This is a genomic window from Psychrobacter sp. T6-4 (genome assembly GCF_052258425.1).
GTDB lineage: Bacteria > Pseudomonadota > Gammaproteobacteria > Pseudomonadales > Moraxellaceae > Psychrobacter.
This window is the reverse complement of record NZ_JBQQEZ010000004.1, coordinates 165,489-188,335: the sequence shown is the minus strand read 5'-3', so window position 1 is coordinate 188,335 and position 22,847 is coordinate 165,489. Positions and strand designations below refer to the sequence as shown.

At 45.5% G+C, this 22,847-nt stretch carries 22 protein-coding genes and 2 pseudogenes; 11 read left to right on the top strand and 13 right to left on the bottom strand.

Annotation, left to right across the window (positions count from 1 at the left end):
* Positions 1–78: 78 nt before the first annotated feature.
* From ACTXGE_RS04685 to ACTXGE_RS04665, 5 genes and pseudogenes are all read left to right on the top strand, one after another.
* Positions 79–495 (top strand): annotated as a pseudogene (locus tag ACTXGE_RS04685) (hypothetical protein); the annotation flags it as partial.
* Positions 496–573: 78 nt separating this feature from the next.
* Positions 574–1,353, top strand: a pseudogene (locus ACTXGE_RS04680) (hypothetical protein); the annotation flags it as partial.
* A 12-nt stretch (positions 1,354–1,365) separates the two neighbouring features.
* Positions 1,366–2,295 (top strand): YadA C-terminal domain-containing protein, encoded by a 930-nt coding sequence (locus tag ACTXGE_RS04675; protein WP_443542161.1) that lies wholly within the window; start codon positions 1,366–1,368, stop codon positions 2,293–2,295.
* Positions 2,296–2,380: 85 nt separating this feature from the next.
* Positions 2,381–3,193, top strand: a complete 813-nt coding sequence (locus ACTXGE_RS04670; protein ID WP_435949458.1) for an OmpA family protein — start codon at positions 2,381–2,383, stop codon at positions 3,191–3,193.
* Between the two features lie 84 nt (positions 3,194–3,277).
* Positions 3,278–3,766, top strand: coding sequence for a M48 metallopeptidase family protein (locus tag ACTXGE_RS04665; protein WP_443542147.1), 489 nt, complete (start codon positions 3,278–3,280; stop codon positions 3,764–3,766).
* 101 nt (positions 3,767–3,867) lie between these two features.
* Here ACTXGE_RS04665 and ACTXGE_RS04660 read toward each other — a convergent pair whose 3' ends face one another.
* A complete protein-coding gene (locus ACTXGE_RS04660; protein ID WP_435949456.1) occupies positions 3,868–5,496 on the bottom strand; it encodes a long-chain fatty acid--CoA ligase in 1,629 nt (542 codons plus the stop codon).
* A 256-nt stretch (positions 5,497–5,752) separates the two neighbouring features.
* Here ACTXGE_RS04660 and ACTXGE_RS04655 point away from each other — a divergent pair, with 256 nt between their 5' ends.
* Both ACTXGE_RS04655 and umuD read left to right on the top strand, forming a co-directional pair.
* Positions 5,753–7,057 carry a Y-family DNA polymerase gene (locus ACTXGE_RS04655; protein ID WP_443542146.1) on the top strand — a complete coding sequence of 435 codons (1,305 nt, stop codon included), beginning with the start codon at positions 5,753–5,755 and terminating at the stop codon, positions 7,055–7,057.
* A gap of 43 nt (positions 7,058–7,100) precedes the next feature.
* Positions 7,101–7,526: a translesion error-prone DNA polymerase V autoproteolytic subunit gene (gene umuD, locus ACTXGE_RS04650; protein WP_435949454.1), complete on the top strand. Its 426-nt coding sequence runs from the start codon at positions 7,101–7,103 to the stop codon at positions 7,524–7,526.
* A 32-nt stretch (positions 7,527–7,558) separates the two neighbouring features.
* On the opposite strand, the gene ACTXGE_RS04645 is transcribed toward umuD, so the two are convergent.
* From ACTXGE_RS04645 to ACTXGE_RS04610, 8 genes are all read right to left on the bottom strand, one after another.
* The gene (locus ACTXGE_RS04645; RefSeq protein ID WP_435949453.1) at positions 7,559–8,299 is read right to left on the bottom strand and encodes a MauE/DoxX family redox-associated membrane protein; all 741 of its coding nucleotides are present in this window, start codon (positions 8,297–8,299) and stop codon (positions 7,559–7,561) included.
* A gap of 70 nt (positions 8,300–8,369) precedes the next feature.
* Positions 8,370–8,837, bottom strand: a complete 468-nt coding sequence (locus ACTXGE_RS04640; RefSeq protein ID WP_435949451.1) for a DUF305 domain-containing protein — start codon at positions 8,835–8,837, stop codon at positions 8,370–8,372.
* Between the two features lie 26 nt (positions 8,838–8,863).
* A complete protein-coding gene (locus tag ACTXGE_RS04635; protein ID WP_443542143.1) occupies positions 8,864–9,961 on the bottom strand; it encodes a copper resistance protein B in 1,098 nt (365 codons plus the stop codon).
* A 25-nt stretch (positions 9,962–9,986) separates the two neighbouring features.
* On the bottom strand, positions 9,987–11,684 hold the full coding sequence (locus ACTXGE_RS04630) for a copper resistance system multicopper oxidase (RefSeq protein WP_443542142.1): 1,698 nt from the start codon (positions 11,682–11,684) through the stop codon (positions 9,987–9,989).
* A gap of 70 nt (positions 11,685–11,754) precedes the next feature.
* On the bottom strand, positions 11,755–12,387 hold the full coding sequence (locus ACTXGE_RS04625; RefSeq protein WP_443542159.1) for a DUF411 domain-containing protein: 633 nt from the start codon (positions 12,385–12,387) through the stop codon (positions 11,755–11,757).
* Positions 12,388–12,410: 23 nt separating this feature from the next.
* Positions 12,411–13,013 (bottom strand): c-type cytochrome, encoded by a 603-nt coding sequence (locus ACTXGE_RS04620; protein ID WP_443542140.1) that lies wholly within the window; start codon positions 13,011–13,013, stop codon positions 12,411–12,413.
* Positions 13,014–13,188: 175 nt separating this feature from the next.
* Entirely contained in the window at positions 13,189–13,479 is a 291-nt protein-coding gene (locus ACTXGE_RS04615) for a hypothetical protein (RefSeq protein ID WP_443542157.1), read from the bottom strand.
* Between the two features lie 144 nt (positions 13,480–13,623).
* Complete coding sequence (locus ACTXGE_RS04610; RefSeq protein WP_443542138.1) at positions 13,624–13,950, bottom strand: hypothetical protein; 327 nt, start codon at positions 13,948–13,950, stop codon at positions 13,624–13,626.
* A gap of 226 nt (positions 13,951–14,176) precedes the next feature.
* Between ACTXGE_RS04610 and ACTXGE_RS04605 the strand changes: the two genes are divergently transcribed.
* Positions 14,177–14,875 (top strand): heavy metal response regulator transcription factor, encoded by a 699-nt coding sequence (locus tag ACTXGE_RS04605; protein WP_443542137.1) that lies wholly within the window; start codon positions 14,177–14,179, stop codon positions 14,873–14,875.
* 1 nt (position 14,876) lies between these two features.
* Positions 14,877–16,340, top strand: coding sequence for an ATP-binding protein (locus ACTXGE_RS04600; RefSeq protein ID WP_443542135.1), 1,464 nt, complete (start codon positions 14,877–14,879; stop codon positions 16,338–16,340).
* 38 nt (positions 16,341–16,378) lie between these two features.
* On the opposite strand, the gene ACTXGE_RS04595 is transcribed toward ACTXGE_RS04600, so the two are convergent.
* The 4 genes from ACTXGE_RS04595 to ACTXGE_RS04580 all read right to left on the bottom strand — a co-directional run bounded on the left by ACTXGE_RS04595 (position 16,379) and on the right by ACTXGE_RS04580 (position 20,814).
* A complete protein-coding gene (locus ACTXGE_RS04595) occupies positions 16,379–17,047 on the bottom strand; it encodes a c-type cytochrome (protein ID WP_443542133.1) in 669 nt (222 codons plus the stop codon).
* 55 nt (positions 17,048–17,102) lie between these two features.
* The gene (locus tag ACTXGE_RS04590) at positions 17,103–18,704 is read right to left on the bottom strand and encodes a flavin monoamine oxidase family protein (protein ID WP_443542131.1); all 1,602 of its coding nucleotides are present in this window, start codon (positions 18,702–18,704) and stop codon (positions 17,103–17,105) included.
* Positions 18,705–18,784: 80 nt separating this feature from the next.
* Complete coding sequence (locus ACTXGE_RS04585; RefSeq protein WP_443542130.1) at positions 18,785–20,143, bottom strand: c-type cytochrome; 1,359 nt, start codon at positions 20,141–20,143, stop codon at positions 18,785–18,787.
* 68 nt (positions 20,144–20,211) lie between these two features.
* Positions 20,212–20,814 carry a YceI family protein gene (locus tag ACTXGE_RS04580; RefSeq protein WP_443542128.1) on the bottom strand — a complete coding sequence of 201 codons (603 nt, stop codon included), beginning with the start codon at positions 20,812–20,814 and terminating at the stop codon, positions 20,212–20,214.
* A 370-nt stretch (positions 20,815–21,184) separates the two neighbouring features.
* Between ACTXGE_RS04580 and ACTXGE_RS04575 the strand changes: the two genes are divergently transcribed.
* Together ACTXGE_RS04575 and ACTXGE_RS04570 are read left to right on the top strand one after the other, a co-directional pair.
* Positions 21,185–21,958 (top strand): class II aldolase/adducin family protein, encoded by a 774-nt coding sequence (locus ACTXGE_RS04575; protein WP_443542126.1) that lies wholly within the window; start codon positions 21,185–21,187, stop codon positions 21,956–21,958.
* A gap of 4 nt (positions 21,959–21,962) precedes the next feature.
* Positions 21,963–22,838, top strand: coding sequence for an alpha/beta fold hydrolase (locus tag ACTXGE_RS04570; RefSeq protein WP_443542124.1), 876 nt, complete (start codon positions 21,963–21,965; stop codon positions 22,836–22,838).
* The last annotated feature ends 9 nt before the right edge of the window (positions 22,839–22,847 follow it).

Genomic DNA, 22,847 nt, shown 5'->3' with positions numbered 1-22,847 from the left:
ACGGCTACTGGCACTACTGTTACAGACGGCACCAACACCAGCACCTATGGCGCTGATGGCTTCACCGCAACCGATGGTATGAATAGCACTATCTTAGACCAAGCAGGACTTAGATTTACAAACGCTAATGGCGCAACGGGACCAAGTGTCACAGCGCAGGGTATCGATGCAAATGATACTAAAATCAGTAATCTCGCTGATGGGACATTAGCTAGCGATGCAGCAACCTTTGGTCAGCTATCTACTATTACTGACAACATAACCGCAGCCGGTGTTCAGTATGATCGTAATACCGATGATACAGTGAACTATGACCAAGTCAGCTTTGCTGGCACACCAGCAGTAATCGAGCAAGATGATAGCGGTAATAATATCGTCGTTAGTGGTGGTACGACACTTAGGAACGTTGCAAACGGTGTTATTGCGTCTGACGCAGTTAATAAAGGTCAGCTTGATAGTATCGTTGCCAATCAGATCACTGACGTGGAAATTAAAGATCAAAATGGCAATGTGATTGGTACTAAAAACGTTACCAATCAGGTAATCAATACCAATATCAATACAGATTCGCCAAATCAGAATTCCTTATTCTTAACCTACAATAAAGAAGGTCAAGAAGTCACTGATCGTCTAACTATTGGTCAAACGGTACAGAAAATGAATACGGAAGGGGTTAAATTTGCTCATACCAATGCAAGTCCTCAAAGTAAGGGTGATATTGCTAGTGGTGTAACAAATGACTCAAGTGCAGGTGGTGAAAACTCAACCGCTATCGGAGTTAATGCCATTATTACTGAAAAGGGCAAATCTTCAGTTGCTTTGGGTCATAATACTTTAGTCGCTGGCGCATCTTCTGTAGCAATTGGTGATGGTGCTCAAGCCAACGGTAATCAGTCTATTAGTGTAGGCACAGGCAACATCGTCAACGGTAATAACTCTGGTGCCTTTGGTGATCCAAGCATTATTAATGGTAATAACAGTTACTCAGTGGGTAATAATAATACGATTAACAGTGACGATACTTTTGTACTAGGTAATGGTATTACAGCAAACCAAAACGGTTCGGTGGTATTAGGACTGGGTTCTGCAGCAATGACAGGTGCTGGAGTATTAGGCTTTGGGGCTGCTGGTAACTCTGCAATTACGGCGACTACGAGTACTACAGGAGCAGTTGCTGTAGGTAATGCGTCAAATGGTGTATATCGTCAAATTACAGGCGTTGCTGCTGGTACAGCTGACTCTGATGCCGTCAACGTCTCGCAGCTAAAAGCGGTCAGCGACGCGCTTGGTGATAGCAATACCTCGCTTAGCAATGCTGCGGTACAATATGACAAAAACCCAGATGACACTGTCAATAAAGGTAGCATTACGCTAGGTGGCGGCGCTGAAGGTACCACTATTACCAATGTAAAAGGTGGCGCTATAAACGCAACCAGCACTGATGCTATCAATGGTGGTCAGTTGCATAATCTAGGTAATGATGTTGCTGGTATTATCGGCGGTGATGCTAGCTATGATGCAGATGGTAACTTGACCGTTAATAACATTGGCGGTACAGGAAAAGGTAACATTAGTGATGCCATTGCTGCTGTCAATCAAGGTAATGCTCAAGCTAATGAGGACATCCAAGCCAATAGCGAAGATATTCAAGCTAATACAGATAGACTAGATTCTGGCTTAAGCTTTGGCGCTGATAGTGGTGATAACATTGATAAGCCGATAGGTGATGATACGGCCGTCAATTTCCAAGGCAGTAATAATATCAGTACAACTACGACTGATAATGGCATCAAGTTTGATCTCAACGGTAATATTAGTGTAGATAGTGTCACCGCTGCCACGATTACGACAGGCAATACTACTATCAACAGCAATGGCGTCACTATTGCAGATGGTCCGAGTATGACTGTGAACGGAATCAACGCAGGTAACCAAGTCATCAGCGGCGTCGCTGATGGTGTCGAAGTTAATGATGCGATTAACGTCGGTCAGCTCAATAACTTTGGTAATCGAGTCAACGGTGCTATTAATGAGCTTGGTTATAGAATAGATGACGTTGCAGACGATGCCAATGCAGGTATTTCAGCAGCTATGGCGATGTCATCAATTCCACAATCTTTCATCCCAGGTAAATCGATGATTGGTGGTGGTATCTCCAGCTATAACGGTGAAGGTGCGGTAGCAGTAGGACTCTCAAGGGTCTCTGATAATGGTCGCTGGGTTATCAAAGCGAATGGTACAGCAGATACGCAAGGGAATGCGGGCGGTGCAGTTGGTGCAGGTTTCCATTTTTAATGTAACCTCATTGTTTGATGACGGTGTTTATCTAGGCTAGATAGATGCCGTCAAACTACTCATAAAATATATTAAGGAATGGATAATGAAACAATCTGTATATGGCTACGGCGCTTTAGCCGTTGTTTTACTGCTCTCAGTAACGGGATGTACGCGAAGTATCAGTACTAATCTGACCGATGACGGCCGAGTGAGCGCCAGTGATTTGGTGTTTCCAGAGCAGGATACTGCTTGGCGAAAAGAAGGTAGAATCGTTGACGCGGATGACGTAGCTAAGATAAGACCTGGTGTGAACAAAGAGCAGCTCTACCAGCTTATTGGTCCGCCTCACTTTAGCGAAGGCTATAAAGCTCGTGAATGGGACTATATTCTTAACTTCTACGATAACAATCAACAAGTAAAGACTTGTCAATACAAAGTCATTTTTGATAAAGAGTACAAGGGTCAGGAGTTTTATTGGAGTCCTGCTGACTGTCCACCCCAGCAAGCGAACATTGTTGAGTCTACCCGTGAGAATATGACTATCAGTGCTGACACTTTATTTGAGTTTGATGGCTCTAGCACACAGAATATGATGCCACAAGGCAAGCGTGATCTTGATACTTTGGCACAAAAACTCAGACAGTCACAACAGATGGGTTATAGCAAAGTGATGATCACAGGTCATACAGATCGTAAGGGCGATGCCGCTTATAACATGAGATTATCTAATCAGCGCGCTCAAAGTGTTGCGAACTATTTAGTCTCTCAAGGCGTCAATCCTAACACTATAGTAGCAACGGGAGCAGGGGAGTCGCAGCCTATTGTACAGTGCTCAACTAACCTGCCGCGTCAGCAAGAGATCGATTGCTTGCAACCTAATCGCCGTGTTACGCTTGACGTCACAGTCAGTCAGTAACTTAAAAATATAAGTTAATTAAGAAAAAGGTGCTAATCATTGATTGGCACCTTTTTTGTTTCAACACGCTCAAGGATAACATCAGTGACCCCCTTAAAATACATTGCTCATTATCCTGAGCACATCCAAACGCAAGCAAGCGAGCTGATCAGTAGTGGTCAACTAGGCGCGTATATCGAGCAGCGCTATCCAGACACGCATCAGATTCAAAGTGACAAAGCGCTTTACCAGTATGTGAACGATATAAAAACCGAATACATGCGTAAAAGTGGCACTTTATCGCAAGTGCGCTACGACAGTAAACTGAGTGCCCTCAAAAATGCGCTAGGCATTCACACTTATCAGTCGCGCGTGCAAGGCAACAAGCTCAAATCGCACAATGGTATTACCGTAGCCAGCTTATTTAAAGAGTCGCCACCTGAATTTTTACGGATGATTGTGGTTCATGAACTGGCACATTTTAAAGAAAAAGAGCACAGCAAGGCCTTTTATCAATTATGCTGTCATATGGAGCCCAACTATCATCAGTTTGAGTTGGATACTCGGTTGTGGTTGCAGTGGCTTGAGCTATGAATTTTGCTTATTCAAAGAATAAAAAGCCTGCAACGTTGCAGGCTTTTATGAGGTAAAAGTAAGATAATTATTAAGGCAATGTCAAAGCAATTCGATAACGCTTATTGCTCAAGCAAGACATCACCATGCTCATCACGCAGATTCTTTTTCATCATTTTACCTGCGCCATTTAACACGATATTATCGACAAAGACAACCTTATCAGGGATTTGCCAGCTGGCAACTTTATCTTTATAAAAGTCTAAAATCTGCGCCTCATCGACGCTTGAGTCGTCTTCTTTAACCACAATCAATACAGGACGCTCGCCCCACTCTTTATGATTGGCGGCAATAGCGGCTGCCATTTTTACCTCTGGGTGACCGGCGGCAATATTTTCTAGCTCGACTGAGGATATCCATTCACCGCCTGACTTGATTAAATCTTTTGAGCGATCGCGGATGTTCATATAGCCATCTTCATCAATAGTGGCGATATCACCGGTGTCAAACCAGCCGTCTTCGGTAATCGCATCTGGCTTGTGGGTGAAATAGTCATCGATGACCCAGTGCCCGCGAATTTGCAAGCGTCCTTGTGCCTCGCCGTCTTCGGCTACGGGCTGATCCTTTTGCTCAGTACCCATCAGACGTATCTGCACACCATAAGGCGGACGACCTTGCGATTTGCGTAGCTCGTTGATCTCTTCCTTGCTCAGCGATTTATGCTTGGCTTTAATCTGATTCATCGTCCCAAGTGGGCTGGTTTCTGTCATGCCCCAACCATGGATGGCGTCACAATTGAAGTCTTCTCTGAACGTTTTGATAATCGACGGTGGACAAGCCGCGCCGCCAACGATAGTGCGCGTCATACTATCGAGTTTGCTGCCTTTATTCTTAGCAGCGGTCAGCAGGCTTTGCCAAATAGTCGGTACACCCAGCGCCACCGTTACTTTATAGTCATCAATCACAGAGACCAGACTATCGCCGTCTAGGTTCGGTCCTGGCAAAATAAGTGAGCAACCTGTGAGTGCTGCGGCATAAGGCGTACCCCAAGCATTGACATGGAACATCGGTACCACAGGCAGCAGGACATCTTGCGCTGATAGCGCAGACACATCAGGCATACATAGGGCGATGGCGTGTAGCACGGATGAGCGATGCGAGTACAAGATACCTTTTGGATTACCTGTCGTCCCTGAGGTATAGCATAGGGAACTGGCTTGTTTTTCATCGAACTGCGGCCAGTCAAAATTAGTATTGTTCTCGGCCAATAACTCATCAAAAAATAGCGCGTCAGGTAATTGCTCTAAAACTTTCTCATCGCGATCGCCCAACAAGATAAAGTGCTTAATACCTTTGATATGCTCTTTGATAGCCGCGATAAGGGGCAAAAAGGTAATATCAAAAAACAGTACCTGATCTTCGGCGTCATTAATAATGTAGGCGAGCTGCTCGGGGAATAGACGCGGATTGATAGTGTGGCAAATCATACCGCTACCTGAGATGGCATACCATGCCTCCAAGTGACGGCGATTGTTCCAAGCGAGAGTCGCGATGCGGTCTGAGGACTTAAGTCCCAAAGCCTCCAAGGCATTCGCCAGACGTTTTGAGTTGTCTGAGACGCTCAGCCAATCACTCTGGGTCATGGTGCCATCGACTTCTTTTGAATAGACCGCCGTGTCGCCATGATATTGCGCGGCATGCTCAATTAGGCTACTAATCAGCAGCGGCTGGTACATCATTTTTCCTAACATTTACATATCCTTATTGTGGTGGTTAGCACTTATCCATAATCATCTTTAAAAGAGGGTGCGCATTTAGTATACGTCAATTTTTACGCCTAACACTATTATTTATATCACGTTTTTAAATGACTTTATTCAAAATATAACGACAACCACTGACGTGTCATTGATTTTTTGACTTGAAAAATTCCCTGCTATCTTCTTACAATCAAAGCCATTTCTTCTATCTTTTTTACAAAAATTTTTATCACCCAAAGAGTCCGCTATGTATGCGCTCGTCGATTGCAACAGCTTTTATGCCAACTGTGAGAAGCTGTTTCGCCCTGATTTAAAGGATAAACCCGTCGTCGTCTTATCGAATAACGATGGCTGCGTAGTCGCGCGCTCACCTGAGGCCAAGCGTCTGGGTATCAAGATGGGCGTGCCGTATTTTCAGGTCAAAGAGTTCTGTAACGAGCACAAAGTGACGGTATTTAGCTCCAACTATGCGCTTTATGCGGATATGTCGCAGCGGGTGATGACGACGATAGAGACTTTGTGCCCGACAGTTGAGGTGTACTCTATCGATGAGGCGTTTTTGTATTTGGCGGATTATCCCGTCGCGATGCAAGATTTAAAGGCCTACGCGAGTAAGCTAAAAATGATTATCGAGAGTCATACCGGTATCGCGGTCAGCGTCGGTATCGGCAGTACCAAAACCATGGCAAAGCTTGCCAATCATGCTGCCAAAAAATACCCTGCAACAAATGGTATCTGCGTGCTTGAGAGTTTGAGGTGGATACGCCGTTTGATGCAAATTACAGATGTGGGCGAGCTATGGGGCGTCGGTCGGCGCTACAAGCTGAGGTTAAATGCTATGGGTATTCATACGGTTCATCAATTGGCGGTGTGCGAGCCTGGCAAGATTCGTCAGCACTTCGGCGTGGTATTAGAGCGCACTTGCTTGGAGCTGAATGGTCAGTCTTGTCTCGGCATTGAGAGCATAGAGCCTAAAAAACAAATCATCTCCTCGCGCTCTTTTTCGCGCCGCGTGACTTGCCTTGATGAGCTCAGCGAATCGATCTGTAGCCATGTAGCAAAAGCGGCGAGCAAACTGCGCAAACAAGACAGCGTTTGTCATTATCTCAGTGTGTTTTCTATGAATAGCCCGTTTAATCAATCCGAGACTTATACTGCGATATCTGGTCAATATCAGTTTGTGACACCGACAGCGGACACGCGGGTAATGATATTGGCCGCGCGCCAAGTGCTCCAAATTATTTATAAAGAAAACGTTCGTTATGCCAAAGCTGGCGTCATGCTACTAGATTTGTGCCCGCATGATGAGGTGCAGCTAGATTTATTCGCTAATAAAAGTGATTCAAAAGACGATCAGATATCAGATAAAAGTGAAGTAATTACTACTCTTATGGATGAGCTTAATAAGAAGTACGGACAGAACAGTCAGCAGCAAGCAGCGCTCTTTATCGCCAGTGAAGGCATCAAGGACAAACAAACGTGGCAGATGAGTCGCGAGATGCTATCGCCTTGCTACACCACTAATATCAATCAAATCCCAAAAGTACACTAGCTTAATAAAGAAAGGCTAGTGCTTTTAAATAACAGGCGCAACTATGACAGTAAAAATAATAGGTAAATTGACAGATGAAGGCAATCCCGTCCTTTTATCGCTCTATAGCGATAGGGTCAAAGCAGGGTTTCCGAGTCCAGCGACCGACTACGTACAAAATCGTATCGATCTCAATACTTTGCTCATTCGTCATCCGGCGACGACGTATCTGGTCGAAGTAGAAGGCGATAGCATGATCGATATCGGTATCTATCCCAACGATATTTTGGTGGTGGATAGATCACTGACCGCGAGCAATAAAGATATCGTGATTGCATTAGTCGATGATGGTTTTGCCGCCAAGCAATTGATATTAGGTGAGACGATTATTTTGCGCTCGTTAAATGAGGATTATACCGATATCGAAGTCAAAGGCTCGCTTGAGCTGTTTGGGGTGGTGGCGAGTGGTATTAGGCGCTTTAAGCGTTAAGAGGTTTTGTTAAGTAGTATAACTACTGAGCACTACAACACTCGAATCAACATATAAATGCCCATACCGACCATCATGATGTTCTCAGTCAAAGAGACAAAGCCAAGCGGTACGTTTGAATTACCACCCACGCAGGCGCATTTGAGCTCGCGCTTGTCTATATAGACCGCTTTGAACACGGATATACCATTGATACCGCCGATAAATATTGCAACGATAGCTGCTAAAATACTCAACCATGCGACATTTGCAAACATAGCAATACCGACAAATGCCTCAGCAAAGGGATAAACATACGCATAACGCACCACTTTGCGCGCTAGCAAATCATAGCCCAAAAACTGATTGGTAAAGCTTTCTAAATCTTGCAGCTTTTGAATGGCAAGTACTATCATTGACAAGGCAATAAACCAGATAATCGTTTGTATAGTAAATAGCGTACCGCTTATACCCCAAGTAAGTGAGAGACTAGCCAAAGCTGTGGTTGCAAATATTGCAATCACAGGCGTATAACTAAATTCATCCTCTTTAGCAACATCCTTACCAAAAAAAGCTTGCAGATCATCATAGCCACCTACGCGCGCGCCATCGATAAATATTTGCGGCGTGGTAGTGACATCGAATTTATCTTTGACCGCTTGCGTCTCAGCATCATTGGTTAAGGGTTTATCCTCAATCTCATAGCCTTTACGCTGCAAGAGATCAAGCGCTTTTAGACCAAAGGGACAGACATGATTGGGCTTTACCATACGGTAAACAGTTGCTGTTTTCATCGCCGATGCTCCTATTAATAAAATGATCTATGGGCGTTTTTTTCCAGCTTGTGTTTGGGTATACTTACCTTTATTCAAGCTCTTCGATGAGTGCTTGCATCTCACCAATTTCACGCTTTTGCGCCTCAATAATATCATCAGCCAATTGGCGCACGCGTGGATCGTCGATATCAGCGCGTGTACTGGTCAAGATAGCAATGGAGTGATGCGGTATCATTGCTTGCATCCAATCGACCTGATCGACTGTTTGTTGTGAGCGCACGCCCCACAATCCAAAAGCAAACAACACCACGCTCAAGCCGTAAACCATTAGATTAACTTTAGTTTTTTTGTACATATTGCCCATAAAGGCGAGCATGATAATCGCCATCATCGCGCCCATGTACAGCGCCATATAGGCACGAGTCTCGCTAAAATAAACGTGATCCCATTGATACGTATTAAAGTACATCATGATATACATGACGATGGTTGAGGTGAGTATCATTAAAAAGAATTTAAGATACGGGTTCATCTGCTTTTGATTAGCGTTATCCATCACAAACCTCCAAAGTAACTATCCAATTAAAACCAAAATTTTACGCCAGCGGTTACGCTACTAGAGTCAACGGCTTCATCTGACTGACGACGCAGATCTCGCGCACTACCTAAGGCGGACTCATAGCTGACACCCACATAGGGCGCGAGCTGACGACTTAATGTCTCATAAGTGAGCCGAACATTCGTCTCCAGCTCATTAAAGCCTTTGGTTATGTTATTGTCAGTATCATCCTTGCTAAATGCTGTTAACTCAACCTCAGGTATCACCACCCAATGCTGATCTAATCGCCACTCGTACTCTGCGCCTAGATCTAGACGAACCTGCCCATCGGTGTACAGATAAGCCCTAGCATCGGTCTCAATGAAGTAGGGCGCAGTGCCGACAATGCCTGCCATAATGGCAGATTTATCGTTTTCGGTATCATAAGCGACGCCCGCTTCACCATTCCAAAAGATACCAAGCGGTTTCCAGTAAGCCAGCGAGGTCAAGCTCTCGATGTCTTTGTTGTCTTTGGTTTGCGCGCTACCTTCAGTACGTAGTCTTAGACGAGTGCTATCATCACCGTACCAGCCCTCCATCTCAAAGTTAATTAGATCGTCATCGAACTGATAACCCAAATCATCTACTGATATGCCCCATAACGGCATGCTACCCATCATTACAGGCTTACCAAAGCGACCATAAGGAACGCCGTTTGAGTAGTCAGGGCTACGAGCATCAGCTGGAGCATCCCCGCCTTGCATCCCTGACATGTCCATACTGCCATGATCCATGCCCGACATATCCATGCCACTGTGATCCATATCTGACATATCGCCCGACATATCCATGCCACTATGATCCATATCTGACATATCGCCTGACATGTCCATGCCACTATGACCCATATCCATGCCGCTATGATCCATAGTGCTATGATCCATACCAGACATATCCATGCTGCTGTGATCCATACCTGACATATCGCCCGACATATCCATGCCACTATGATCCATATCTGACATATCCATGCTGCTGTGATCCATTTCAGCAGCCGTCGCCAATGAAGATACCAATGCTGATGTTAATAATACTAGCGATGACACTCCAATGAATGGCAGACTGCTTTTAACTTTTTTCATAATAAGCCTCATATACTACAATTCATTAAACAACGGCAACTTCTCTAAACATCCCAGCTTCCATGTGATAAAGCAAATGGCAATGCCAAGCCCACCGTCCCGCTTCTCCTGTGACATCGAAGCTTATCTTTTGCGCAGGCTGAACCATTATCGTATGCTTACGGACTTGAAAGTCGCCATTAGGCGCGCGCAGATCGCTCCACATACCATGCAGATGCATCGGATGATTCATCATAGTGTCATTGACTAAGGTAATGCGAACGCGCTCACCTGGCCTGATATTGACTGGCGGTGCATCCTTAAACATCACCCCATCCATAGCCCAGATATAACGCTCCATATTGCCTGTAAGATGGATCTCAATCTCTCGAGTGGGTTTGCGCTGCTCGGCAAGTACCTGATTATCAACAGAGCGTAATTGGTCATAAGTCAAAACTTTACGATTAATCTCACGCAGATTGATACCGGGGTCGTCAAGGTTCATTCGCGGGCTATCGACGCGCATATCAGACTTAAAGTCATACTCGGTCTTGGCATGTTTTGCTTTATAACCCTTATCGCCCATCGCACCCATCATATCGGCCATGGTGAGCCATTCGATACCGTCCATCTTTGGAATAGCGGCGCGAGCGCTTTTTTTGGTTGCAAGGGTAGTGGCAACAAAACCTGACCGATCAATGTTTTGGGCAAATATCGTGTGCGCGTCCTGAGTAGGTGTGACGATGACATCATAAGTCTCAGCCACGCCAATACGAAAATCATCAACATCGACAGGGGATACATCATTACCATCGGTCGAGACAACTTTCATCTTGAGACCCGGTATGCGCACATCAAATATCGTCTGCGCGGAACCATTAATAAAACGTAGTTTGACTTGCTGACCCGCTTTAACCCGTTGCGTCCAGTTAGCCGCTGTGGTCTTACCGTTCATCAGATAAGTAAAGGTAGTCTCGCCCGACAAGTCTGTAAAATCAGTCGGCATCATGCGCATCTGATTCCACATTTTGCGCTTATCAAAAGCGGCCTCTAAATCCGTGGCGGCGATATCGGATAAGAGTTTTTTGAAGTCTGGCAGGTGATGATTATCAAAGTCTGCGCGCAGCTTTAATAGTTTCAATAAATTATACGGATCACGGTGCGTCCAATCACTGAGCAAGATAACGTGATCTTCCGCTACAGGATAACGCTCCGCGCCTTTTGGCTCAATGACAATAGCGCCGCGCATACCCGTTTGCTCTTGAAAGCCTGAATGCGAGTGATACCAATAAGTACCTGACTGCGTTAGTTTGAATTTATAAGTAAAGGTGCTCTTGGCGGGAATACCATTAAAGCTAATGCCAGGCACGCCATCCATCTCAAAGGGTACGAGCAGGCCATGCCAATGAATAGAGGTGGATTCATTGAGCTGATTATGGACGCGGATGACGACGGTATCGCCCTCTTGCATTTTGAGCGTTGGCGCTGGCAGTGAGTCATTAATAAGCGTCGCCATGCTTGATTTACCATTGACGGTAATCATTTTTTCACTGACATATAGGTCGAACTCGTTACCCGTAAGTATAGGCAATTTATGATCAGGTTTATCACTGTTAACGACAACTTTCTGATTTTTGCCCAATGCACTATTGGCTATTGTCGGCAGCGTCGATAGCATGGACGCTCCGAGCAAGGTAGATGACCCTGTCAGAAAACGCCTACGGTTAAAAGTATTATTATTCATAATGTTGACCTAATTTATCTTGTTAAAAACCCAGCCTACAACTGAGACTTATTCACTGCTTAAACCAAAGCTACAGCTGCTGCGCTGGTGACTCAATAGCGGCGTATATCTCTGAGGTGCCGTCTTTATTGAGTTGCATAACTTTGTACGGCATGAATTTATCTTGATATTCCATACCAGGGCTACCCACTGGCATGCTAGGTACCGCAAGACCAATGGCATCGCTTGGCGGCTTAGCCAAAAACTGCGCCATATATTTGGCAGGAACATGACCTTCAAACACATAACCGTCAGTGGTGACAGTGGTATGACAAGAGCGCATTTGCTGCGGGACGCTATAGCGGTCTTTAAATAGAGATAAATCATCGACATCGTGCGCGGTTGCGCTCAACCCATGACCTTTAGCATGACCTATCCACTCTTTACAGCAGCCACAATTGGCGTCTTTATAAACGGTCGCTGAGACGTTTTGTAAAATGCTAGACTGACTCGTTGAGGGTATGCCGACAGGCATCATCTGAGCTTTGGGCTGCTGTGGTTGCGCGGGTTGTGTGACAGTAGATGGCTCAGTTGCCGATGTCACGTCAGTAGCATTTACATCGGGCTCGCTACAAGCCACTAGCGTTGACGCTGCGACCAACAAGACCAGCGATCCAAACCACTTACTAGGATTCACAGATAATTTACGGTTATAGGGTGTCATCATTACCTCTCATCTTATGGTAGTTAGTGTTGCATCTCATCATCTGACATATCCATCATCTCGCCATTAACATCATTATCGAACGACATATCCATCATCTCATCATCGAATCTAGTGGTCAGCATCGTATATTGGTTGGCATTTAGCTCAGGTAAGGATCTGATAAAAGCCATCATCGCCCACATTCTATCGTCATCGTGAGTGGCGCCCCATGCTGGCATGCCAGATGCCATGATGCCGTGCTTGATCGCCCAAAACCCTTGTCTGGCACCTACCTGCGTCTGATAGTGAGCAACGACTTTGGCATCAGTAAAGTTAGGCGGCTTGGGGTACAACCCAGCGCTCAGGTCAGTTTGAGCCGCATCAGGAGACAAATGACAACCGGCGCACATATCTTTGTAATCGGCGCCGCCTGAGCTGATCATCTCCACCTTATCTAAATTTGGGACGACGATATCTCGACTGGCGTTCTCGATAGAGCGACTGCGAGTCGTCTCCAATATAGTATAGACCAGCTTACTATGTGCTTGATCAGCACCGATGTTGATCACACCCGTATTAACAACGATAAAAATAGCAACGAGCGCTATAACAATGGACGCGAGCATACCGAGTAAAAACTTCATCATCAATCCTAAGGTTTGCGATTATTGATCCTCTTTATCGCTTGATAAGCACACTGTATGTATCCTATAAAAACACTTAATCTATAAAAACGGCTCTATAAAAACCAATACATTAGATAGATAGAGCCATGTTCATATCAAACGCAACTGTTTAAACGCAACTGTTTAAACGCAACTACGGTTTTGACGTCATACCATTTTTATCATCACTACTGACGCAGTGTTTTTGATACATCTGCTTCATTTTGCCCATATTAGTCATCATCGCTTGCATAGCAGGATCACTCATATCCATCTTGCTATGATCCATTTTGCCCATCATTTGCATATGTTTGTCCATCCTCTCGCAATTCATCTGATCCTTTTGCGCATGCATTTTTGGATCGTGAGCCAGCGCTGACGTGGAGACGGCGATACCGATAGTAGCGGTAATAATCAGATGAGACATTGATTTAACTTTGGGCATTGATTTAAACAGTGACATGGTAAATCCTTATGTATTATTAAAAATAAAATTTGGGTGATGAGATCAGCTTAAAGCATAGCTGATCTATTCTGACAAAGAGATGACAGCAAGATGACAATATTGTCATCTTGCTGGGTTTTGATTTTAATCTTGCTCATATTCATTTAGCATAGATGGTGCTCTAGAGTTACTACCGCGTCCATACTTGTCTATAAAATACTTTTCAGACTGAAGATGTTGATCCTCATGTTCAACAGCACAAGCCACTCGTGCATCAATGTAACTTTTCATTTGGGCATTAGAGATTTGCGCGTTGTTATGATCTAAATTGCTAGCAAAGGTAGTGAGGTTATCGCAGTTATCGATAATGGAGGTGCTTAGATTAGTCGTATGTGCATTAGCTGCTGACATACCAATAAACATAGAAGCGGATAGGAGTAGTACTTTTTTGAATGACTCGTAATTTTTCATATAACACCTTTAATAGATTATTGAATACCGAATTAATTGCTGTTAAGAATAATGCATAGCCGCTACTCGTATCAGGAATGAGCCGCTATGTACTATGGGTATAGATTAGCAAACGCAGACTGACAATCTGATGACGAGCACGTGACATCTTTGTCAGATAGCAGTCAGTGTTGTCATTTTTGTTAACTTGAGCATTAAACAGCCAACGTTATGGTGAAGGATGGTTATGAAAGTACTACTAGTAGAAGATGAGCAAAAGCTTGGCGAGTATATAAAAAAGGGCTTGAGTGAAGCGGGGTTCATCGTTGAGCATCATACGACGGGGCTAGATGGTCACCATGCTTTGATGACGCAGGACTTTAGCGTTATTATCATGGATGTTATGTTGCCAGATATCAGCGGTTTTGAGCTGGTACGCAGTTACCGCGCGGCAGGCAAGCTCACGCCGGTGTTATTCTTGACCGCAAAAGACGATCTGAGCGATAAGATAAGGGGGATTGAGATCGGCGGTGATGACTATCTGACTAAGCCCTTTGCTTTTGCCGAACTCATCGTGCGTATAAAAAGCCTACTGCGCCGCGCCAATCAAGCCGACTACCAAAATACTCAATTACAAATCGCTGATCTGAAAATGGATATCGCCAAACGCAGCGTCAGCCGTAGTGACACCGTCATTAAGCTGACGGCAAAAGAATTTGCTCTGTTACAGTTTTTGCTTGAGCGCCGCAGTGAGGTGTTACCGCGCTCGGTCATTGCCTCACAAGTATGGGATATGAATTTTGATAGCGATACCAACGTCATCGATGTGGCGATAAGGCGGCTACGCATCAAGATTGATGATGATTATGAGACCAAGCTGATTCACACAGTACGCGGTATGGGCTACAAATTAGAAGTGTTATCCCCTGTTAAAGTAGACGCCTAATATGATGGCTGATAAGGTAAAAAGTACTTTTGATAATCGACGTCTGCCGCTGTTATGGCGCACGGTACTGCTGCTAACGATATTCGTTGTCCTCTCGCAGGTTATCATTTATATCTGGGTTGGGCGCTCTGTAAAAGGGCACTTTGAGCAGATGGATGCGGAGATTATTACTCATGCCGCCTTTAATTTACGCAAACGCTTAAGCGACGCGCCTGCGCCAAACGCTGTATCAAAAGCATTGCCAAACGCGCAAATAGTATCGAATACAGCACACTTGCCAGTACCAATAGACGCGGATCACTTGCATTCCGCGCAGCTAGATTATGATTTAAAAACCATCATTACCAACGCTAATGGGCGTTTGCTAACGAGCGTGCCTAGCGGTTTTGCTGATGAGTTGCCCATAGAGGTGAGCCTTGCGTCACTATGGCAACAGTATCGCGAGCAGCAGTTCGTCATTGAGATAAATGACAGACGTTATCGCGCTTTGATTATCAAAGATAACGAGGTGCTCGCTTTTATTGCGCTACCGATTGATGTACATCATCAGTATCTAGTGCAATTCAATCGTCAGCTGAGTCTGATTTTGCTTGCGATTACCTTGCTACTGGTCTCTATTGCCGCCCTTAGCGTCTACTGGGGCTTTGCGCCACTTGCAACTATCGTGCAAAAGATGAAAGGCATCAATCCTGAGCGCTTAGATGAGCGGTTGACGGTCAGCGATATGCCGCTAGAGCTGCGGCCATTAGCCCAGTCGTATAACCTGATGCTAGCAAAACTTGAGAGTAATTTTGACTCGTTATCAAGGTTCTCCGATAATATCGCCCACGAACTGCGTACGCCGCTTGCTACTTTGAGTACTCAGACTCAGGTCATGCTGAGTAAACCCAGAGCAGGCGAGGAATACATTGAGCAGCTTCATCATCAGCACGATACCCTCGAGCAGCTATCGAGTCTGATTAACAATATGCTATTGCTCGCCAAGACCCAAAAAGGTCTAAAGGACTCACAACTGAGTCCCGTCGATACCGAAGATTTGATGACCAAGCTGATAGAGTATTATGAATTGATCGCCGAGGATCGCAGGATTACCTTTGAGAAGTCTGGCGTATTTGCGTCGGTATTGGGGGACGCAGGCTTGCTGCAGAGACTATTTGCTAACCTAATATCCAATGCCATCTATTATGCAGCAAGTGATAGCGTCATTGGTATTAAAGCATCAAAGCTGACGCCTACCTCCCTTACTATAACCATTAGCAATCGCTTGACGCATGCTTTGACGCAGAAGGATGCCAATAAACTCTTTGAGCGTTTTTATCGTCATGACAAAACCAGCAGCGATCATTCAGGATCAGGGCTAGGATTATCTATCGTGCAAGCGATTGCGCAGGCGCACAAAGGTAGAGTCAGTATCGATATAAAAGAAGATACCTTTGAGGTTAAGGTAGCGTTACTGCTTGGATAATTAAAAGAATGGCCGTAAACTTTTTATTACTATTACAACTACTCACTCGGATCAGGCCCTGGCGGAAACTCGTGGCGTAGCTGGGCGACATTGGCAGCGGTTACTTTATCAGTATAAGGATTTAATTCGCTGTGCACATACTGCGTCACTGCGGCTATTTGCTCATCATCCATCATGCTATGAAAGGCGGGCATACCGCGCAGTCCATTCATCGTAACGCTGATAATATAGTATTTAGATTCCATCTTGCTGTTATCGGCAAGCGGCGGATAGTAGCCTGCGCCTTGTGCGCCTTTACCATCTACCATATGGCAGCCCGCGCACGAGTCATCATAGAGCTTTTTGCCGTTCGTAGTAAAAAATCCCTTTTTACCTTGTGTGCTACCTTCAAATTTGACTAGCCACTTTTGCAAACCCGCATCATTACTCATCTTAGGAATTGAGCTGACATCGACGATATTCATAGGCGGGCGGGTCAGCTCGTCTTTGGACATGTAGACTGCGCCCCACGCACCGTTATTGCGGCTGGCTTGATTGCTAAAATTGTCGCTCAAAACCATTGGCGTTTGTAAACTGGCAATAGTAGGGGCGCTTTGTTTAGCATATTGGCTACATCCTGATAAAAAAGCGCTGCCACTCATTATCAATAGAATTGGCAAACGATAGGATTTATGACCCTTTATCCGAGTAGGTTTTGCTTTTGTCATGTTTAATATCGCCTTTATGTTCGTCGCTATTTACCAAAGATTAATGACTTCACTATTAACCGAGTTTTTTTGCCTTTTGATGTAAGCGGTTTGCCGAATCCATGCCTGATAATATCGCGCCTTCTTGCCAAGCAGGAATGTGTGAGCAGTGCTCGCCTGCCAGTACAATGCGGTGGTCAATAGCGCATAGGGTATCGTAATACTGTTCGCGGCTTGATTCACTCCAAATGCCGTAGCAGCCAAGCGACCACGGTATACGGTGCCATGCGACTGAAGTGCCTGCGCGAAACTCTTTAGTGTACTGCGGATGAATGCGTTTGCCATATTCGAGCGCTGCGCTGATGCGCTCTTTTGGCGTAAGTGAGTTGAACTTATAAGACGCCTCACCAAAACCGTATGCGCCAAGGAGCACGCCAGATCCTGAACTAAACAGATCTTGCGACGGGTAGGAGATTTGGGTAATTGGCAAGTCGGTATAAGTAATACCGCCATAGATCCACTCATCCTCCTCCCAAAAGCGCCGCTTAAACTCCAAACCGACTTTATAGGAGCTGTCGTAAGGCACCGCTGCCATCGCTTGCTTCATCGGCTCTGAGACATTGATGTCAATTTGGGTCAATATAGATAGTGGAATCGTACAAATACACCAGTCGGCTCGAACGCTTTTGCGCATACTTTCAGGGTTGTCAGTATTGATATAATCAACGGTAACGCCCGTCTCATCTTGATTAATCTTGGTGACTTTGGCATTGAAAGTAATCATATCGCGGCACTCGCGGGTAAAGGCGTCGCCGATTTTGCCCATACCGCCTACGGGCTGAAACATCGCAGGCTGATGCACGTGTACCGTGTAATTGTTATAGATATCGGCCCACATCTCTGAATTGAGAAGTTTATCCCTTGGTATCGGCGTCGATGGCTGCGCGTCAGGCATCAAACCGCCGCCCGGATAGACGCTATAGCCACGATGCTTGCTGGTCTCATGACTTTTGACATAACGATAATTATTGTCGAGCACGCCCCAGCCTTTGAGTCCGACGAGTAGCTTTTCTTTATCTTCTGTAGTGACCGCATCATCCAAGCTGCCTTTGTTCATCGCTTTGGATAATAGCTCGGAGACATAACCGCGGATATCGTTTTGCACATCGCCTAAACGCTGGGGTGCACCATTGAAGTGATTGGTACGATGCAAATAAGCGCGGTCATTGGTTTGGATAAAGGGTTGCAAAGCGACATTGAATTTTTTGCAATAATGAAAAACGGCGTAGTGATGAATAGGCAGTCGCCACGGCCCACCGTTAAAGTAATTGCCTTTTTGAAAGTTGCAAGTGACTTGCTCGCCGCCAAGCTCGGTATATTTATCGCCGCTATTTAAGGTCCAGCTACGTCCGCCACCGCGGTTTTGGTATTCAAGAACCGTGACTTTATAGCCCGCTTTACGTAACTCATAGGCTGCTGTAAGACCCGCCAAACCTGCGCCAAGGATGACAATACTAGCACCAGCAGGCGCGCCTTTTAAAGTCATCTCTTGTTTAAAGCTAGACTCTGATGCGAAACCTAAAGTCGTCATCGCCTGATACATAGCCGCCGCGCCCGCAGTCTTGCCTATCATCGCAAGCAGTTGACGGCGCGTAGGAGATGGCAGCAAATCATTCATCTTATTATCCTTATCGTGCTTAATAGTAGTAATAGTCACTCAAGCGAATTTATAATCAGCGACTTTTTTTATTTAACAATTTAGCTTTTATCTTTAATGACGCGTTTGACTTCAGCCGCACTGACATCACTGCTTGGTAAGCCGCCAAAGGTAACGCGCACATAGTTGCTGATGCTCGCTATTTGCGCGTGGCTTAAATCTTCTTTGAACCCTGGCATTTTGGGAGCGGTATTGAACGCGCCTTTTGCCCCAAAGGCGATAACGCCAATCAGCGCATCAGGTTTGGCGCGGCGAATGCTACTCAGACCGACGATAGCGGCATAGCGTGCATCGGGCTGCGCATAGCCATCGACACCATGACAGCTGGCACAATGAGTCAGGTACAAGCCCTTTGGCGAATTGCTGTTATTGATAGTGCTAGTACTAATAGTAGGGGTCGTCTTAGCTTTGGCTAGATAGTCTTCTTGTTCTAACAAGTCATAGGTAATAGAGTCGCTAATAGGCGTGGGCAAACGAGCGATGTTGACGGGTATTAGGTAGTCATCGGTCTTGATAGCAGGGATGACTTTTAGATAATTCGCCATCGCTATCAAATCGTCATCCGTCAAATAACGGGTGCTATGAGCGACCGCTTCTGCCATTGGACCGCCCGCATAAGCTCGTTTATCAAGCTTGCCTGTACGTAGATAGGTGATGATATCGAGCTCGCTCCAGCGTCCAATACCCGTATCGTTATCAGGGGTGATGTTAGGCGCAAACCACTTACCGAGCGGCGCGCCAGAGAGATAGCGATCTTTATCTAGACCTTGAGTGAGATTACGCGGGGTGTGACAAGTACCGCAATGCTCTAGATTATTGACTAGATATTCACCGCGCTGCTCTACAGGCGTCAGACCTACGCGGTTCTCGGTTGAGGGCACATTGATGACATTCCACGCGAGCATCAGACTGCGTATATTTAACGGAAAAGGCAAGTGAGTGGTTTTTTCAGGCGCTTTTTCTACGGGCGGCACAGTTTGAAAGTAGGCAAACAAGGCGCTGATATCAGCATCGCTCATACCATGATATGACGGGTAGGGCATAGCAGGATAAATTTGGTGATTAGGCGCGCGACCTTTACGCAATGCCTTTGCCAGATCAGCTTCGGTGTAATTACCGATACCATAAATCTTGGACGAGGTAATATTGGTTGAGTAGATATTGCCAATGGGTGTCTCGATAGCAACGCCGCCACTATAGTCCTCACGATGACACGCCATGCAATCAGCAGTACGCGCCACATAAGCGCCGCGATTGGCTAGATCGCTATTGACTGGGCTGACGTGGGGCAGACTTATCCTAGGCGGCAACGTCTTTTGGACACTTATACTGTCTGCTATAGCCGCATTGGCAACCAAAGGTGCAACCAGTGCCGCCATCATTATAAAAAGAGGCTTCATAATATCCTTATTATTCACTCTGACCAAAACTATTCTAACCTAGTAGCCAATTTTTAGTTACTTTCTAGTTACTTTCTAGCCGCTTCTACTTTGATATTTAGATTTAAATTTTTGGTGAGTCCAAACCAAGCATATTTATCTATATTCCATCTGGTTCTATTTATGGTCGCGGTAAAATTACCAGCGCAAATCTCACGGCTCATAGTGGTATTCATACTACAGGTAAACTCAGTGGCCTTTAGGCTAATAGGGTGCGTCTGACCGTGCAAGGTTAAGTTGCCATCGACACGCGCCAACTCTGTTTGATTAAAATACCAGCGAGTCGATTTAAACTGAGCCAAAGGAAAGTTTTGCGCATCAAAAAAGTCAGGCCCTGTCAGCTTACTATTAAAAGCTTGATTGCCAGTATTGAGTGATTTGATAGGAATAATTAATGAGATGTCGCCAGTCATGGCGCTGGAATCATATTGCAACTGACCTTTGACATTATAAAACCCGCCCGTTGTGGCATTGGTTTTAAAACGATCAATAGCGAAGCGTACATTGGTATTGGCAGGATTGATGACATAACTGGCAGCGTGACTGGTTTGCGCTGCGCTCATTATCACTATAGGCAGTATCAAAAAGGCAAAGGGGTGAGATGTCTTTTGGGCGAGACAGTGAGCGCTCATGAAGCTACATTCCTTTGTAAGCTTTGACATCTAAATTTGAGAGCAGTCCATACTTTATATAACAAGTAAAACTCTATGAGCCAGTTATACATTGTTTTTCAAGAACTTAGTAGCTAGGTTTTGCATTTTTTTATAACTATCTTCTATTGCTAGGGGGTTTCATATTTGCTAAAAAAGTGAGCATTAGCAATCAATAGACAGCTGTTAGTAAATCATCCTAAACACTCGAAAAACAACTGACTTTATTCGCCTATCACAAAAAGAGTTGACCGCTTCATACGCAGAACGTCATTGCCTTTATTCTATTTAAGGTATAAGTTTGAAACACACTATCTTTAACAACAAGACTACAACCGTCAAGGACGACACCATGCAAAACAAGACTAATATAAAAGCCAGCATCAAAGATAAAGTCAGCGAGTCAGAATGGCAAATGCGAGTCGACCTTGCTGCCTGTTATCGACTCATCGCTATGTACGGCTGGGATGATTTGGTCTTCACTCATATCTCAGCGCGCGTGCCCGATACCGAAGACGAGTTTTTGATCAATCCTTACGGACTATTATTCGAAGAGATTACTGCTTCCAACCTCGTCAAAGTCAATCAAGCAGGCGAGAAAGTCGCACATTCAGACTACGATATCAATCCCGCAGGATTCACTATCCATAGCGCGGTCCACAATGCTCGTCATGACGCTCATTGCGTGGTGCATTTGCATACCAGTGATGGCGTTGCGGTATCCGCGCAGACAGATGGCCTGCTGCCGTTGTCGCAGCAATCACTATTTCCGTTATCTAATCTGGCCTATCACGACTACGAGGGAGTTGCTCTAAATCCTGAGGAAAAGGTGCGTTTGGTGGACGATTTAGGCGATGCTAATTTTATGATTTTGCGTAATCATGGCTTGCTCACCTGTGGTAGCAGCGTCGCCGATGCGTTCTTGTTTATGTATATCACCCAAAGAGCGTGCGAGGTACAAATCAAAGCCCAGAGTGGCGGCAATAAACTTACCCATATACCGCCGCAGATATTGGCAGGTATCCAAGCGGCGTCAAAAGAGGTCACCAAAGGCGCGGGTGGCGATATTGCATGGCCTGCACTGCTACGTAAACTGCGCCGTATTGATCCTTCATTTGAGGAGTAATCCTATGATGACAGTCAATGATTGGCAGCAGCAGGGACAGTTTGAGTCGATTTGTGGTCAGCGAATATTTACGTGCCGAGGTGGTGATAAAGATGCGCCAGCGCTACTGCTCATTCATGGCTATCCGAGTGCCAGTTGGGACTGGGAGGGCATGTGGAAGGCGCTGACTGAGCACTATCATGTGATTACTCTTGATATGCTGGGTTTTGGGCTGTCAGATAAACCCAAAAACGCTAAATATCTCATCAGTGAACAGGCTGATATCTTTGAGGCTTTTTTGCGTCAATTGGGTGTCGATAACTATCATATCTTGGCGCATGATTACGGCGATACCGTAGCGCAAGAGCTGCTGGCAAGACAGGTGGATGTGAGTTGTGATATGCATATCGCGAGCGTCTGCTTCTTAAATGGTGGGCTGTTCCCCGAGACCCATAGGCCGATTTTGATACAGAGACTATTGCTATCACCACTCGGATCTTTGGTATCCAAGCTCTTTACTAAGGCAAAATTTGCGACGAACTTGCAGCGGATATTTGGACCCAGAACCCCGCCAACCCCTGAGGTCATCGACGTGCTATGGCAGTTGCTGAGGCATAATGATGGCGTAGGGGTGATGCACAAACTCATTAATTATATTCCGCAGCGAAAGCGCTACCGTGAGCGCTGGGTCAGGGCGATTATCAATAGCCGCGTACCCGTCAAGCTGATCGCTGGTGCCAAAGACCCGATCTCAGGTCAGCACATGGTCAACCGCTATCGTGAGTTGATTCCTAACGCTGATATCACGGTAATGGCAGAGCTGGGTCACTATCCGCAGATTGAAGATAGCGCGGCTATCAGTGCAGCTTATTTGACGTTTAGAAGCAGCATTGGCGAGTAATCGCTTATG

What these genes read in the sequence shown, in the direction of transcription:
- ACTXGE_RS04570 (WP_443542124.1), top strand. Translation starts at nt 21,963, where the DNA reads ATGATGACAGTCAATGATTGGCAGCAGCAGGGACAGTTTGAGTCGATT.
- ACTXGE_RS04585 (WP_443542130.1), bottom strand. Translation starts at nt 20,143, where the DNA reads ATGAAGCCTCTTTTTATAATGATGGCGGCACTGGTTGCACCTTTGGTT.
- ACTXGE_RS04620 (WP_443542140.1), bottom strand. Translation starts at nt 13,013, where the DNA reads ATGAAGTTTTTACTCGGTATGCTCGCGTCCATTGTTATAGCGCTCGTT.
- ACTXGE_RS04640 (WP_435949451.1), bottom strand. Translation starts at nt 8,837, where the DNA reads ATGGATAACGCTAATCAAAAGCAGATGAACCCGTATCTTAAATTCTTT.
- ACTXGE_RS04660 (WP_435949456.1), bottom strand. Translation starts at nt 5,496, where the DNA reads ATGTTAGGAAAAATGATGTACCAGCCGCTGCTGATTAGTAGCCTAATT.
- umuD (WP_435949454.1), top strand. Translation starts at nt 7,101, where the DNA reads ATGACAGTAAAAATAATAGGTAAATTGACAGATGAAGGCAATCCCGTC.
- ACTXGE_RS04590 (WP_443542131.1), bottom strand. Translation starts at nt 18,704, where the DNA reads ATGAATGATTTGCTGCCATCTCCTACGCGCCGTCAACTGCTTGCGATG.
- ACTXGE_RS04605 (WP_443542137.1), top strand. Translation starts at nt 14,177, where the DNA reads ATGAAAGTACTACTAGTAGAAGATGAGCAAAAGCTTGGCGAGTATATA.
- ACTXGE_RS04670 (WP_435949458.1), top strand. Translation starts at nt 2,381, where the DNA reads ATGAAACAATCTGTATATGGCTACGGCGCTTTAGCCGTTGTTTTACTG.
- ACTXGE_RS04625 (WP_443542159.1), bottom strand. Translation starts at nt 12,387, where the DNA reads ATGACACCCTATAACCGTAAATTATCTGTGAATCCTAGTAAGTGGTTT.
- ACTXGE_RS04610 (WP_443542138.1), bottom strand. Translation starts at nt 13,950, where the DNA reads ATGAAAAATTACGAGTCATTCAAAAAAGTACTACTCCTATCCGCTTCT.
- ACTXGE_RS04635 (WP_443542143.1), bottom strand. Translation starts at nt 9,961, where the DNA reads ATGAAAAAAGTTAAAAGCAGTCTGCCATTCATTGGAGTGTCATCGCTA.
- ACTXGE_RS04600 (WP_443542135.1), top strand. Translation starts at nt 14,877, where the DNA reads ATGATGGCTGATAAGGTAAAAAGTACTTTTGATAATCGACGTCTGCCG.
- ACTXGE_RS04580 (WP_443542128.1), bottom strand. Translation starts at nt 20,814, where the DNA reads ATGAGCGCTCACTGTCTCGCCCAAAAGACATCTCACCCCTTTGCCTTT.
- ACTXGE_RS04645 (WP_435949453.1), bottom strand. Translation starts at nt 8,299, where the DNA reads ATGAAAACAGCAACTGTTTACCGTATGGTAAAGCCCAATCATGTCTGT.
- ACTXGE_RS04595 (WP_443542133.1), bottom strand. Translation starts at nt 17,047, where the DNA reads ATGACAAAAGCAAAACCTACTCGGATAAAGGGTCATAAATCCTATCGT.
- ACTXGE_RS04615 (WP_443542157.1), bottom strand. Translation starts at nt 13,479, where the DNA reads ATGCCCAAAGTTAAATCAATGTCTCATCTGATTATTACCGCTACTATC.
- ACTXGE_RS04575 (WP_443542126.1), top strand. Translation starts at nt 21,185, where the DNA reads ATGCAAAACAAGACTAATATAAAAGCCAGCATCAAAGATAAAGTCAGC.
- ACTXGE_RS04655 (WP_443542146.1), top strand. Translation starts at nt 5,753, where the DNA reads ATGTATGCGCTCGTCGATTGCAACAGCTTTTATGCCAACTGTGAGAAG.
- ACTXGE_RS04630 (WP_443542142.1), bottom strand. Translation starts at nt 11,684, where the DNA reads ATGAATAATAATACTTTTAACCGTAGGCGTTTTCTGACAGGGTCATCT.